This window comes from Coleofasciculus sp. F4-SAH-05, from assembly GCF_040222985.1.
Lineage (GTDB): Bacteria > Cyanobacteriota > Cyanobacteriia > Cyanobacteriales > Coleofasciculaceae > Coleofasciculus > Coleofasciculus chthonoplastes.
Genome location: NZ_JAVKBY010000212.1, coordinates 47,613 through 62,128, shown reverse-complemented (window position 1 = coordinate 62,128; position 14,516 = coordinate 47,613). Strand labels below are relative to the sequence as shown.

11 protein-coding genes are annotated in these 14,516 nt (G+C 46.4%); 9 read left to right on the top strand and 2 right to left on the bottom strand.

What is annotated here, in order from left to right; genetic code table 11:
* Positions 1–39: 39 nt before the first annotated feature.
* Positions 40–786, bottom strand: a complete 747-nt coding sequence (locus tag RIG27_RS25680) for a sirohydrochlorin chelatase (protein WP_446349927.1) — start codon at positions 784–786, stop codon at positions 40–42.
* A 225-nt stretch (positions 787–1,011) separates the two neighbouring features.
* Between RIG27_RS25680 and RIG27_RS25675 the strand changes: the two genes are divergently transcribed.
* A complete protein-coding gene (locus tag RIG27_RS25675; RefSeq protein ID WP_446348068.1) occupies positions 1,012–1,188 on the top strand; it encodes a hypothetical protein in 177 nt (58 codons plus the stop codon).
* Between the two features lie 4 nt (positions 1,189–1,192).
* On the opposite strand, the gene RIG27_RS25670 is transcribed toward RIG27_RS25675, so the two are convergent.
* Complete coding sequence (locus RIG27_RS25670; protein ID WP_446349925.1) at positions 1,193–2,137, bottom strand: DUF4388 domain-containing protein; 945 nt, start codon at positions 2,135–2,137, stop codon at positions 1,193–1,195.
* A 1,542-nt stretch (positions 2,138–3,679) separates the two neighbouring features.
* Between RIG27_RS25670 and pilM the strand changes: the two genes are divergently transcribed.
* The 8 genes from pilM to RIG27_RS25630 all read left to right on the top strand — a co-directional run bounded on the left by pilM (position 3,680) and on the right by RIG27_RS25630 (position 14,479).
* Entirely contained in the window at positions 3,680–4,783 is a 1,104-nt protein-coding gene (gene pilM / locus RIG27_RS25665) for a type IV pilus assembly protein PilM (protein WP_446349923.1), read from the top strand.
* Between the two features lie 5 nt (positions 4,784–4,788).
* The gene (locus RIG27_RS25660; protein ID WP_446349921.1) at positions 4,789–5,658 is read left to right on the top strand and encodes a PilN domain-containing protein; all 870 of its coding nucleotides are present in this window, start codon (positions 4,789–4,791) and stop codon (positions 5,656–5,658) included.
* Between the two features lie 7 nt (positions 5,659–5,665).
* Positions 5,666–6,448, top strand: a complete 783-nt coding sequence (locus RIG27_RS25655) for a hypothetical protein (RefSeq protein ID WP_446349919.1) — start codon at positions 5,666–5,668, stop codon at positions 6,446–6,448.
* Between the two features lie 151 nt (positions 6,449–6,599).
* A complete protein-coding gene (locus RIG27_RS25650; RefSeq protein WP_446349917.1) occupies positions 6,600–9,419 on the top strand; it encodes an AMIN domain-containing protein in 2,820 nt (939 codons plus the stop codon).
* 233 nt (positions 9,420–9,652) lie between these two features.
* Complete coding sequence (locus RIG27_RS25645) at positions 9,653–10,801, top strand: RNA-guided endonuclease InsQ/TnpB family protein (protein WP_446349915.1); 1,149 nt, start codon at positions 9,653–9,655, stop codon at positions 10,799–10,801.
* Positions 10,802–11,164: 363 nt separating this feature from the next.
* On the top strand, positions 11,165–11,446 hold the full coding sequence (locus RIG27_RS25640) for an HU family DNA-binding protein (RefSeq protein WP_044207165.1): 282 nt from the start codon (positions 11,165–11,167) through the stop codon (positions 11,444–11,446).
* Between the two features lie 75 nt (positions 11,447–11,521).
* Positions 11,522–12,676: a threonine-phosphate decarboxylase CobD gene (gene cobD / locus RIG27_RS25635; RefSeq protein ID WP_446349913.1), complete on the top strand. Its 1,155-nt coding sequence runs from the start codon at positions 11,522–11,524 to the stop codon at positions 12,674–12,676.
* Between the two features lie 132 nt (positions 12,677–12,808).
* The gene (locus RIG27_RS25630) at positions 12,809–14,479 is read left to right on the top strand and encodes a dihydrolipoyl dehydrogenase family protein (protein WP_446349911.1); all 1,671 of its coding nucleotides are present in this window, start codon (positions 12,809–12,811) and stop codon (positions 14,477–14,479) included.
* Positions 14,480–14,516 lie beyond the last annotated feature (37 nt).

Below are 14,516 nucleotides of genomic sequence, written 5' to 3'. Positions count from 1 at the left end.
TCGTCCTAACGTATCTGCGTAGCCCTAGATATAACTGGACTACACCCTCTGTCTGGTTAAATCGAGGATTAACTCCGCTAACTGGGGAGTTGCGCCAAGGGGTTCACCGAACTCAAGTTGGAGTTGAGGGTATTGCTGTTGTAAATCAAGGACAGATTGCGCGATCGCGTCTGTAAGTCCGCCAGCAAACAAAAAATAAGGCACAATGGCGATATGCTGATATCCAGCCTCCGCTAAAGTAGCGACTCGTTGACTGAGCGTTGGTTCGATTGACCAATAAGCGTCGATTGCGCCTAATTTCTGGGCTAAGGTGGCGACTGGCTGGTTACCACCAGGGCGACGTGTGCCATGAGAGATTAAAATTTTAATCGGAGCATTTAGGGGTGGCTGTTGATTCACCAGCAGTTGTCCTAAATGGGGATGTACTCCGATATGAGGTTGCAGGTTGATGGTTAATTTTTCCCCTAACCGTTGTTGTGCGATCGCTACTTCTTCTGGGATATCCTCCATCACATGTACCCCCGGTAAGAGAAATAAGGGCAAAGCTTGGATCTGCGGGTAGCCAGTTCTTATCGCTTGAGTCGCAAACTGACAAATTTGTTCATGTAAGGATAGAGGTGCTAGTTCTAACGTGGCAGTTCCGACGCGAATCCTCAAGGCAAGACTAGCCTCACCTTGACTCGCTAACTGCTTCTGGAGTAACTGTGCCAATTCCTCTAGTCCTCGCTGAGGACGTGGATCTCGGCTTCCGTGAGCAATAAGTAGATAAGCAGAGGAACTACGCAAGAGTCTTAATCGTTAATGGGGATTACTGTAAACAATTGTATCGTCTGAAGTCGGAATTATGAATTATAAGAGGAAGGAATTGTTCTGAATGTGGAAACACCGTCTAAAGGATTTCAATGGAAATTTAAACCCCCATCAATGGAAGACCCCCCATCAATGGAAGAATATCATTGGTTGGCGAGATTTAAAATTTGTCCAGTTACCGTATTTCATTCAATTTGAAAAATGGTCGATCATGGAGAGAATATATCACTTACCGCTCTGCAAGAAAATATGGCAAAAGAATATGGAAAAGACACTGTATTGGAGCAATCAACTATGATTGAGCATCACTACTGGCTGTGGTATTCAAACTATTTCACTCAAATCGTTGCCGCCGTTGATGTTCAATCGGACAAGTAAGGGATTAGCATTGAATCGTTTCTTTCTCTCGTTTCAGAAATGGTAATGAAGTGGGGGAGGAATGAGTGGAAATGTAATTCCTATTTCGCTCTTGACGATTACCTCCTTTACTCCGCAAGAAACCCACTAAGTTTTGCAAAAGTGATGGCGTAATCCCTTGTTTCTCTGACGCTTTAGACAACTGAGCCTGTAAAGGCTCAATTTCTTGAGTGGGCAAAATACCAGCTAACAGAGGTACTTCCTCAACTAAACTTACAGTCATCAGGGTAAATGCGACATGCTGCACTTGTTCAACGGGAACATTTAGTTCTTTAGCGATCGCAGACAACGAAACTGTCCCTTGCGCTCGTTCCCATACTTGCTCCTCTAAAGGATACAAGCGATAAGCAGGACTACCCGCCATGATACTAGCTAATCCTGAATTTGGATCAGGTAGTTTATCATGGAGATTATCCCAATTTTTCAGTAATCGCAACCCTCTCAATGTGGCTTCTGTCGCTGAGATGCTCAATCCCGTCATTTCTTTGGTGGGTATGGGAGCATTTGGGATAAATTTAAACTGACCTTCCTTGAGTTCAAATAAAGTACAGACTCGCTGCAATACCTGATTCTGAAAAAGTTGCTTTAAATGTTCGATTGACAATATTCCGTGATGTTTGAGGCTTAACCCCAAGGGTTTATCAGTCGGACATAGCTGTACCAGTTTTGTTACTACGCGCTGGCTCACTCCCATCTGTTCAGCAATCAATTTCACTAAACCTTGATGATCTAATTGATGTGCTGCCGCCACAATACGTCCCTGGTAAACCCAAATGTAATAAATTGCGTTGAGTGGTGTGGGGTATTCTGGTAATGCTCCTAGCGTCAACACTCCAGTTTTCTGTCCTTTCTCTAGAAACTGGAAAATTTCTGGTATTGAAAAGTCGGATAAGGAACTGGTAATCGACATAATTCTTGAATTGAACGCTACGCAGGATAATTTGCTCTACTACTAACGCATACTACGCTTTATTCGCTTACTTCGTAAGGCTTCAGCCGCCTTGCTTTTCAATTCTTTACTAGCCGTGAGCAAATTGTCGGCTTTTTGTTATCTACTATACGAAAATCCAGTGATTTGCCGCCAGTAACCTGGCATTTAGCGCTAAAGGTTTGCTCTAAAATACTAAAATTTGTTAAGCTATCAGCTCAGTTTTTATTCCTAAGTATCTATACCGGCTCCAAAAAAGACCAAGGGGATTGCATGGTGCTATTGAGTCTATCATCTCTCAATTTTACGCTTATCCTGCTGGTGGATTATCTCCGTCAAATTACGGAATAATCCTCTAAAATGTTAGCGATTGCTCACAATCTTAAATCTAAACAAAAATCACAAACTCTAACATTGTCAAAATTGATACAGTTAAATCTTTGAACTTGATCAGGACTACAGCTAGAGGGAATCACCAGTGCTTGCGGTGGAGCATCGAACCTGCCTGCGATCGCGCTGACTTGATGTTTGATTGTTGATACCTACACCTGACAGCAGGATGACACCTCCCTGCCTCAAAATAAATGCAGATTTCATTTCAAAAAGCTATATAAAGGCTTAATTCGACTACGGAAATAGAATTCTGCGCTCTATGGAAACAACATTGATTTCTTCTATGAAGATCCCGACGCCGAAGTTTTGGGATACCTTCACTGGAATGATGAAGGATCTCGCCTAATCATCCTTAGTGAACTACCCGACGCCCTCGCGCAGCCGAAGCGCGGGCTTCCTACCCAGAAACCAGCGTAGTAGTAGATTGCTTTCGTCCTCTAAGTAGGTTGGTGGAAATAAGCTCAACTATATTAAGTTATGTAAAACTCGCCTCAAACTCTTACAAAGGACGAATGACGAATGACGAATGACGAATGACGAATGACGAATGACGAATGACGAATGACGAATGACGAATGACAGCTCCTGGGTTATTCACCATCAACAAGTTACCTGTCAACCATGATTCGGCGTGACTCCCTTGCCAACGCTAAGATGGGGTATCCGTTGCCAAATCAGGAGAAACAATCCACACTCAAGCCAGTTTAGACTTATAATTTTGACTGGAGATTTGGGTTTAGATTTCCCGTCCTTGTCGGACGGCTTTAAAAATGTCCTAATATATCGATGAATTCATGTATACTAATAATAGCGGTAAAGCGCACATAAAAAGCGAAGTTGGTAAAGCGGATTATTATCTCTTGTATCCGGAGCCCTGGCAGCAAAGAATAAAGCCTAAATCTTGCAAACTGAGAGACGTTAAAGCGAGAATTCGATAAATCTCGATACATCAAAATACCGTGGGACACACGGAAATATAAGCTTGAGGAGTGAGTTGAAAGACTCAAGTATGCTCGATAAGACCAAAGGTAAACCAATTCACTTGTTGAAGCGGATAACCGGAGGCAAGGTCAGCCCAAGAATCCCCGCACGTATAGGGCGGGGATTGTCAAACCAGTCCCCACCTGAGCTATGTTTAACCGTTTCCAAAATCTATTTTCTAAGGGTAAGAAAGGTATCGGGATAGAATTAGCACCAGAACGTATTAGTATTGCCCAACTGCGAAAGCAAGGTCAGGGCTACAAGCTGGTGAGCCTTCATACCCATGAAGTTCCCGAAGGTTTGTTTGACGGCGGGAAAATAATCGATGCCGCCAGTTTAGCTGAACTTGTGACGGAAATTCTCGATGAGCATAAACTCAAAGTCGAGCAAGTCGCTACGGCTGTCCCCATGCGGGAAGCGGTGATCCGAATTATTCCTATTCCCGCCGAACTCGATGACCAAGAACTGCGAGATATGGTTCTCAACCATGAAGCCGGTCTATACTTACCCTATCCGCGTGAAGAAGTGGATTTAGATTACCAAAAACTGGGCTTCTTCATGGACGAAGACGGGATTGAAAAAGTACAAGTCTTGCTGGTGGCAACACGCCGGGAGGTGACAGACACCTATCTGGATACTTTCCAACTGGTGGGGTTAAAAGTCGATGTCCTGGAAATCAATAGTTTTGCCCTGATTCGCACCATCCGCGAGCAACTGCGACAATTTGCGCCTCAAGAAGCGGCGGTATTGGTGGATATAGAATTTGATAGTACAGAAATTGCCATTATTGTCGATGGTGTCCCCCAGTTTTCCCGTACCGTTCCCATTGGTACATTCCAACTCCAGAGTGCGCTGTCGCGGGCGATGAATTTACCGACATCCAGAAACACGGAACTCTTGCAGGGAATGACTATACCCAACACTCCGGTGGATGGCATTCGCACGGGTGCCACTGGAATTAATCCGGGAATGGCAGCACTGCTGAGAGTTTTAGGTGAACTCGCCGATGAATTGCGTCGTTCCATCGACTTTTATTTAAATCAGAGTGAAAATCTAGAAGTGGCTCAACTCCTCCTCGCTGGACCTGGTGGCGGAATTGGACAACTGGATGAATTTTTCACCCAACGATTAAGCTTGCCTACCACTCAGGTTGATCCGATTGCGGCACTATCCTTAGAGATGGAGCAAGATGTTCCCCCAGTACAACGACCCGGATTGGGAACGGTATTAGGATTAGGATTGCGGGAGGTTTAACCCTAATGTATAGTCTCGATATTAATTTTCTTAAAGATAGACCCGATTATCGCCAACCCGATAAAGGATCTGAGTCCCCCAAAGCCAAAAAACAGATTCATATTGGGGAAATGACGCCGCTGGTTCTGGGTGTGATTGTTGGGTTACTGCCGCTGGCGTTAGCCGCCGGCATCGGTTTTTTGTGGCTACCTCAGCAAAATGCCAAGTTAAACCAGGAAATTGCTGAAATCGACCAAGAACTAGCAAGTTTGGAAGCGGAAAAAAATAAAATTAATAACCTGGATAATCAAATCCAAGCGGTGAGACAGGAAACCGAAGCCTTGGCAACGGTCTTTAATCAAATTAAGCCCTGGTCAGCCATTCTACAGGATATTCGCGATCGCGTCCCCAGCGGAGTCCAAATTCAAGCGATTGAACAAACGGAAACCGAAACTGAAGCGGCTGAGGGGACTGAGGGTAGCACCCCCTTACCCACAATTAACGTGGAGATTTCTGGCGTAGCGCGTTCGTTTGATGATGTGAACAACTTTCTGCTGACGCTACAGGAATCTCCCTTTTTTCAAGAGGAAGAAACTCATATCGTTACCGCTCAACTGGAGGAGAACCCCGCTGAGTTAGAAGTACCGGAAAAGGAAGACGGCGAGACGGTGGCTGAGATAACCTACGAGTTGCCCAAAGTGGTAGGCTATAGCGTTGAAACGAGCTTGACAAATGTCCCTGCTTCTGAGCTATTGCGCGAAATTGACCGCAAAGGAGCGGTGGGATTAGTGGCTCGGATCAAAGCCTTACAGCAGATTGAGCAAAATCAGGCAACAGAGACACCTAGCCCAGCTCCAAGCCCCAGCCCCAGCCCAACTGAGACAACTACGGAGTGATCTAACTATGACTTATGCTGATCCAGATTTTATCCCCGTTGAAGAGCAGGAGGAAGAACCCAGTTATCCGGAGGCGTTTGGGATTACCTTCACGCCAAAAGTTGCGGGAATTATCTTGGCTATTTTAGGACTTGGTGGGGCTGCTTATCTCGCCTGGAAAGTTGTGCAGCCTGCCTTGGTTGAAAATCAAGGGTTAAGGGCGCAGCGTCAAGAAAAAGAGGGTCAACTCCAAGATCCCCAAGAAATTCAGCAGCAGATTCAACAGAAACAACAGGAATTAGTTCAGGTAAAGCAGCAAAACCAAACGGTGACAGGTTTATTTGCTGATGAACAATCGGCAAATACCTTGCTGCTAGATGTGAATCGGTTTATCAAAGACGCAGACGGAAAATTGACGAGTTATGAACCGGTTCAAGTCAATGAAGAAGAAAGCGATATCGTTACCGATGGTTCCCTGGGAGCAGCCGTTAACGGCAAACTCAAACGCCAAAGCTTTAATTTAGAGATGGAGGGCAGCTTTAACGCAATCCAGTCAATTTTACGGAGTATTGAGCGACTACAAACCCTAGTTGTGGTGAAAGAGTTGACAACAGATATCAGCACACCGCAAGGGCTGTTGGTCGATGACCAAGGTACGGTGACACCCATTGTAGAGAAAGATGAACAAATCATTCGCGGTGCTCCACCGACTCTGACAACAAGCTATAGACTGGATGTGTTGATGCCCTTGAGTGAGGAACAAAAGCAGGCAGAAATGGAAGCCGCCGCTGAAGAAGAGGCTCAGGAATAGGGTAGTAGAGCAGGGGAAGCAATGTAGAGACGCGCCATGGCGCGTCTGGGAGCAGGGTGAAGAAATTCTGAACCCAGATTAATTAATTAATTTATCCCCATAACATCATTATGATTAAGGTGGTTTAGAGGTCATAAGTGAGGAGTGAATTGTGAGACAGGAGCAACTGTTCAGTGGAATCGCGATCGCGACGGCCGTCTCCCTATCGATAACACAACCCGTCTGGGCGGCGACGGCTGAAGTTACCGCCGTTCGGCTCAATCCCAGAGGTAGTAGTTTAGAACTGATTCTGGAAACCCAAGCGGGGGATCAGCGCCCTCAAGTTTTCCCGGTGAACCGGGGTAAGGATTGGGTGGCGGATATTGTCAATGCTCGGTTGAACTTAAGGGAAGGCAATAGCTTTCGTCAAGACAACCCCATGCCCGGTATTACCGCTGTTACGGTGAGTCAAATCGAACCCAACAGCATTCGAGTAACAGTTAGTGGGGCAGAAAGTCCACCGGAAGGTCAAATTCTTCAGCAAGCGTCTCAGGCAATTACTCTAGGAATTAGTCCTGCTCCCAGCAATCAAGCCGCCGTTTCGATTCCCGTTTCCTCGCCCTCTGGGGAGTCAGCGTCAATTACTCCACCAACACTACCCTCCTCTACTGCATCAAATAGCGCTAGGAGTAGAGAAAATGTCAGTATTCCCCAACTGGGAAGCAGTAGTGCAGGGACGCGAACAGAGGCGAGTAACGCGGCTTTGAACCCGATTGCCGCTCAACCGGAGATTACCACTCCAGCTAATTTCAATCTTAATCCAGCAGTAGAAAATCAACAGAACATTTCCATTCCCGTTACTCCGCCACCCAGAGAATCAGGATCAACCGTTGCCACTCTACCCAATCTCGGAACCACTCGCTCTACCTCAGACTTTTCATCTCCCGCCACTCCCCGATCCCAATCCCAGCGTTCTAATTCACCCCCAGTCGTTGCCCAAACCCCGACACCGGACTCTCCTGAACCCACTCAAGCTCAACCCACTCCCGTAGTTCCAGCACCTTCACCTGATGTATTAGTTCCCAATCCGACAATTACCATTGATGGGGTTCCGGCTGCACCTGCGGGGACAGTCCAACCGGTTGCTCCAGCGCCCCCATTCTTGCCTAGGGCGGTTGCGCCACCGGTGGGGGATATTGCCGTTTCTAATATTAATGCCGCCGCCAGCGAGATTGACCTGGGAACAGCCGCCGTAGTACCCCGCCTATCCTTACGAGAAGCCCCTGTCCGAGAAGTCTTGGCACTCTTGGCGCGATCGGCTGGATTGAACCTTGCCTTTGCTGGAGGAGGCGGTGGTGAGGCGGCGGCGGCGGCTGAGGAAACGATTTCCCTGGATTTGGAAAACGAACCAGTTCAAGATGTGTTTAACTACGTTCTTCAGCTTGCTGGACTCCAGGCAAATCGTCGGGGACGTACTATATTTGTGGGGACTCGCCTACCTCAAGCGGCACGTAATGTGATTAGTCGCACGTTACGGTTAAATCAAGTTAGCGTTTCCAGTGCTTCTGCCTTCCTGGCAACCCAAGGAGCAGAGGTTCAACAAGTGGTTATCCCCATTGAACGAGAATTCAATCAAGAGACGGGAGCCGTGATTCGGGAAACCGAACAACCCGCCGAGTTGAGACCCCTCACCGTCAATCAGCCAGGGGAAGCAATGGGTGCCTTGCTGCTGAGGGGATTATCGGTTTCTACAGATGAGCGATTGAATGCGATTACCATGGTGGGTGAACCGCGCCAAATTGAACTGGCTTCGGCTTTCCTGACGCAATTGGATTTGCGGCGTCGTCAAGTGGCAATCAATGTCAAGATTGTTGATGTTAACTTGTTGGGAGAAGATGCCTTTAATACCAGTTTCTCTTTTGGCGTTGATGACGGCTTTTTTGTCGTAGATAATGGGGCTGCAATTTTTAATTATGGAGAATTCAGACCCCCGAGTGATTTAGAAGCAACGTCAAGTCTTGGCGCTCCAACGATTATCGCTAATCCCTTTAGCGGTGCCAATACGTTTCTTAATCTTAATGAGACAAGAGCTATTGGACAAACTGATCCAGGAATAGTATTGATAGATGAAGCGACTGGTTCTGTTAGAAGACTCTTACAAAGAGGAGCATTAGAGTTTTTTACCCGAGAAGCTGGGATTTCTGAAAATCCTCTGCAAGCCCAAATTACAGATGTTACTTTGGCAACAGATACCATTATCACGCGCGACGCAGAGGGGAATTTAAACATATCACAGGGCGAGGAAGGAACAGCTACGGCGGCTTTACCCAGTTTATTTAGATTTCCCCAAAATTTCCTTGCCCAATTACAAGCTCAAATTACGAGCGGAAATGCTAAGATTTTGACCGATCCCACTTTGTTAATCCAAGAAGGACAAACAGCAGGTGTTAACCTGACGCAAGAAGTGGTAGGGAATATTCGGAGAGAGACGGAAAGCAGTGATAACCTAACGACAGTGACTGTCACCACGGAAATTAAAGAAGCCGGTTTACAATTGGGCATCACCGTTGATCGCATTGACGATAATGGATTTGTTACGCTAAATGTCAATCCGAGAGTTACCTCTATTGGCAGTGTACAAAACATCTCGATTGGAGAAGATACGAACCAAATTGCACTTTTGAATGTGCGTGACCTTAATTCCGGTCAGATTCGTCTACGGGATGGGCAAACTCTAATCCTGACAGGCATTATTCAAGAGAGCGATCGCACAACGGTGAGAAAGGTGCCAATTTTAGGCGATTTGCCAATTCTGGGGGCGTTGTTCAGAAGTACCGAGCGGACAAACCAACGTCAAGAGGTAATTGTGCTGCTTACGCCTCAGATTTTGGATGACTCAGAACGAGGCTCCTTTGGCTACAACTATACGCCAGGGCGAGAGGCGCAGGAAGTGTTACAGCGCCGAGGGTTTCCCACGACGGGGGGTTTTTAGACATCGGTATAGTCGGTATTTATAGTTAAAAATCCCGAAATCTACATAATTTAACAAACCTCGCGGAATTCCCCACCCGTCTAAACGGTGGGGATGGATAGGGAACATTCAAAAAAATGTTGCTTGACTGTCCTTTTCTGGGTATAATTTCAGATGATAAAAACCAGAAAAGGACGAGGTAAAAATTGGCAGTGAGACGGTGTAAATTTAGATTGTATCCAAACAAGCAGCAATTGACAAAGTTATTTGCTGCCCGTCGTCTTCATGCCTACTTATACAACGCCTGCGTTGCCCACCGTCGTTATGAATGGAAGGCAAATAAACACAGTGTAACCTATTTTGAGCAACAGAATTGTTTGCCAGAATTCAAGAAATTCTGGGAGGAATATGCTCGGCTTAATTCTCTAAGTTTGCAGGCAACAGTAAAACGGGTTGACCTAGCCTATAAAGGCTTTTTCCATGGGTTAAGAAAGCCGCCGAAATTCAAGTCAATTTGTAAATATTCCGGCTGGACTTATCCATCTTCACCCAAGAAATCAGGATGGAGAGTGGAAGGTAAAGGGGAACATGGGCGGCTGACTCTCAAAGACCTGGGGATCACCTTGCGGATGAGGGGAAAAGTCAAGCAGTGGGGAGAACCGACAACGCTCACCATTGTCCATAAGCCAGGAGTGAATCAGTGGTTTGCCTCAATTACGGTTGAGCTAGAAGACGCGCCACCGAAGTTCGGATCGCAATCTGATTTGAGCTATGAGTCGGTGGTAGCCTTCGACTTGGGAACCGAGACGGCAATCACCACCTATAACGGGCAAGAATTTGAGGAGATAACCAACCCTCGGTTCACCCAAGTCCTGGAACCCAAGATTAAGAAAGCATCCAAGGAGCTAAGAAGGAAACGCGCTCCCAACCGGAAGAAACGAATCAAGGCATCGAATCGGTGGAAGAAGCATCGCCGGAAAGTATCAAAGCTGCAACGGAAAGCCGGAAATCAACGGAAAGACTGGCAGCATAAAATCACGTCAGATCTAGCAAGTCGTTATGACATCGGCGTGAGCGAGAAGTTGAATACGAAGGCGATGACACAAAAGGCGAAAAAAGGGGGTAAAGGGAAGAAACAAAAAGCCGGACTAAACAAATCCATTTTGTCAGTAGGGTTTGGCAATCTGAACAAGTTGCTGACCTATAAGATAGAAGGGAAGGGGGGCTTAATGTTAATCCTAGATACCCGAAAACTGAAGCCATCACAGCGCTGTCCTCAATGCCACACAGTCCATAAAGAGTGGGCAGAGTTATCAAACCGATACCATGTTTGTGACAAGTGTGGATTTGAGATTGAGCGGGATAGAGGCAGCGTATTGCTAATGTATAACGTTGACGAATAAGCAACCGGAGTTAGGAACTAGCTCCGTCAGTCTTGGATGCTCTGGCTCTACTTCATCACCCAAAGTTCCATTGAATTGCGGAGGGATGAAGCAACTGGGGCAGATGAAGAGACGAAGATCCCAAGCTAAGGAGAAAGGGGAATTGAAACCGCAATTTCCTACGAGTTGGGGTTAGTTCATAGGTTTCCACGTTCCATATCGGGCAATCAGCCATTAGAATAATGCAGTGAAACTTTGAGCCGATGGGTGTTTCGGGCATTTTTCCCTGAAACCCCTGGTTCTGGGGGTCAAATAGTGAACTCTAGACTAATGGGTTAGAGTAAGCGTTGACCTAAGATTCACGCAGAAATAAGGAGATTTATAATGAACAAGGGCGAATTAGTGGATAAGGTGGCGGAAAAGGCTGCTGTGACCAAAAAACAAGCGGATGCGGTGTTAACTGCGGCATTGGAATCAATTATGGAAGCTGTCTCTGAGGGCGATAAAGTCACCTTAGTTGGCTTCGGTTCCTTTGAATCGCGGGAACGCAAAGCCCGTGAGGGACGCAATCCTAAAACTGGCGATAAGATGGAAATCCCGGCGACGAAGGTGCCGGCGTTTTCTGCGGGCAAGCTGTTCAAGGAACAAGTTGCCCCTCCCAAGTAAGGGTGTGAGATAAGAGAGAATGTAGAGACGCGCCATGGCGCGTCTCTACAGACGGATTTTGAGGAGACGTGATCCTTGAAACGACCCATTCACGGGGGAAATCTAGCCTGGGCAGCGGCGCGGGCAGGTTGTTCCCCTTCCCTGATTCTGGATTTTTCGGCGAGTATCAATCCTTTGGGACCGCCAAAATCTGCGATCGCGGCGATTGAGTCTCATCTGGATGACTTGGTGGCTTACCCTGCACCGGATTACTACCCGTTACGGGTGGCTCTGAGTCAATTCCATCCGACGCTGAACCCTGACTGGATTCTACCGGGGAATGGCTCGGCTGAGTTGTTAACCTGGGCTGCCAGGGAACTCTCAGAACTGGAGGAAACGATTATTTTGACTCCTGCCTTTAGCGACTACCAACGGGCGCTGAGGGCGTTTAATGCCAGAATCAGGGGGTGTTTTTTATTTGGGGGAGATGGGGGAGATGGGGAAGATGGGGGAGTTGTCTCAACACTCAGTCAGGGCGGGTTTTGCCCAAAGGTTATCATCAATAGTCAAAACAAAATCCCTAAACCCGCCCCTACATTAGGGCTTGTCTCTGGCAAAAATCAGGGTTTGCTGCTGAATAATCCCCATAATCCGACGGGTCAATTATGGGATACAGCTAGCCTGCTGCCTTTTTTGCAGCAATTTGCTTTGGTGGTTGTGGATGAAGCCTTTATGGACTTTTTGCCACCGGATCAGCAGCAAAGCTTGATTCGGTGGGTGCAGGATTATCCGAATCTGGTCATTTTGCGATCGCTGACTAAATTCTACAGCCTGCCTGGACTTCGTTTAGGTTATGCGATCGCTCATCCTGAACGGTTACAACGCTGGCAACAGTGGCGTGATCCTTGGTCTGTAAATGTCCTGGCTGTGGCGGCTGCTATTGCTGTGGTGCAGGATCAGGCATTTCAACGCCAAACTTGGGATTGGCTTCCTGCTGCGCGATCGCATCTGTTTCAAGGGTTATCATCGTTACCAGGGTTACATCCCTATCCCAGCGCGGCTAACTTTTTGCTGGTACACTCAGAACACTCCTGTTCCCAACTACAGGAACACCTACTCAAGCACCATTGTATTTTAATTCGGGATTGCTTGAGTTTTCCGGAATTAGGCGATCGCTATTTTCGAGTCGCTATTCGGACTCAAGCAGATAATCAATGTTTATTAGATGCTTTGAAAGATGTTATAAGTTAGAAATTCTGAATCAGAATTATTTTTTTTAACGCAGAGGAACGCAGAGGTTAACGCAGAGGAACGCAGAGGAATTGGGAGTATTGGCGTGAAAAGTTTATAGAATTGGAGAGACAAGCGGAAATAATATGACAAATGACAAATGATTATGACCTTATTGTAATTGGTAATAGCAGGGCTGGCGCTTATGCTGCCTTGGCTGCGACTCAATTAAAGGCTCGTGTTGCCTTGATTGAACCTGAGAACCTCCAGAGCAACGGGTTGGGTCAAGATGTGCTGTACAATAAGGCATTGATGCAGGTAGGGCGAGTTCTTCAGCAAGTACGGAAAGCGCCTCACTTTGGGGTTAATTCTGCTATAAATCCCTCGATTGCTGATAATCCTGGATTACAAAAACAGTTGATAAAAAAATCAGAGGAAGCCGGGGAAGAAGGTAGAGACATGCCAGGGTTTGTCTTGGAGTCATTCCCCCATTTTGCTACTGTACACATTACTGAAGCAATGGAATGGGCGGATATGTTGGTTTCTACTTGTTCTGAAGCCACTTCTCCAGCAATTTTGGCATCCTTTGGTGTGCATGTCATTTCTGGGGGCGGAGAATTTTGCCTTTTACCTCACTTGGGCTTTGTTGTCAATAATCGACGCTTACGGGCAAGGGCATATTTAATTGCAACGGGTTCTTGTCCAGAAATTCCTGATATCGATGGGTTAGAGACAATCCGTTACTTTACCCCAAGAGATATCTGGAAACAGGTAGACAAGTATAGAAGCAAAGTTATCAGGACAGATTTGACTGATACCGTTCCTCAAAAAAACGATAAGGTAACGACACATAGTCCTCAAGGAAAACCGGAGAACTTAGAAGAAACTATTCCATTTCAGTTACAGAAAAATTGGTTAGTTGTGGGTAGTACTCCCAATGCGGTGGAACTCGCTCAAACATTAGCGCGGCTGGATTGTCAGGTTACACTGGCGGTGAGTGAGGCTTATATTTTTCCCCAAGAAGATTTAGAGGCGTCGCGTCTGGTGCAAGCGCAATTAGAAGCCGAAGGAATTCGTGTTTTGACTCAAAGTTCGGTGACTCAGGTAAGGTGGATTGAGGGACAAAAATGGGTGCAAGTGGGAAATTGGGCAATTGAAACCGATGAAATTTTGTTGGCGACGGGTCAAACTCCTAATATTGAATCGTTAAATTTAGCTGGAGTTGGGGTCAAGTTTTCCCGAAAGGGGTTGAAACTCAACCAAAAACTGCAAACCACGAATCCGCGTATCTATGGTTGTGGTGATGTGATTGGCGGTTATCAATTTGAGCATATTGCCGAATATGAAGCCAGTATTGCAATAAAAAATGCTTTATTTTTTCCCTTATGGACTGTAGACTATCAGGGAATTCCTTGGGCAATTTTTACTGATCCAATCTTAGCACGGGTGGGGTTAACAGAAGCGCAAGCCAGACGCCGTTATGGGAAAGAGGTTTGGGTGGTGCGACAGTATTTCAAAACCTTGGATAAGGCGCAGATTCTAGGGGAAACGACGGGATTTTGCAAACTGGTGCTGCGTCGGAATGGGACAATTTTAGGTGGATTAATTGTGGGAGCAAATGCTGATGAATTAATTGGTGCGATCGCGCTACTAATTCGCCATAAGATTAAAGTGGGTTCACTGGCTAAAATGCCGCAAGCTTCGCCTACAATGTCAGAGATTCTTTATAAAACGGCGCAGGAGTGGCAACGTCAACGTTTAGAGGGTAATAAGATGTTACAAAATCTGCTGGAAAGCTTTTTTAACTGGCGACGGAAGTGGTGAGTTGATACATAGGAATGTAAAGACGTTGCCTGTAACA

Bases quoted from the DNA above. Each gene is read 5' to 3' on its own strand.
- RIG27_RS25655 (WP_446349919.1), top strand. From the start codon at position 5,666: ATGACTTATGCTGATCCAGATTTTATCCCCGTTGAAGAGCAGGAGGAA.
- RIG27_RS25675 (WP_446348068.1), top strand. From the start codon at position 1,012: ATGGTCGATCATGGAGAGAATATATCACTTACCGCTCTGCAAGAAAAT.
- RIG27_RS25660 (WP_446349921.1), top strand. From the start codon at position 4,789: ATGTATAGTCTCGATATTAATTTTCTTAAAGATAGACCCGATTATCGC.
- RIG27_RS25670 (WP_446349925.1), bottom strand. From the start codon at position 2,137: ATGTCGATTACCAGTTCCTTATCCGACTTTTCAATACCAGAAATTTTC.
- RIG27_RS25640 (WP_044207165.1), top strand. From the start codon at position 11,165: ATGAACAAGGGCGAATTAGTGGATAAGGTGGCGGAAAAGGCTGCTGTG.
- RIG27_RS25630 (WP_446349911.1), top strand. From the start codon at position 12,809: ATGACAAATGATTATGACCTTATTGTAATTGGTAATAGCAGGGCTGGC.
- pilM (WP_446349923.1), top strand. From the start codon at position 3,680: ATGTTTAACCGTTTCCAAAATCTATTTTCTAAGGGTAAGAAAGGTATC.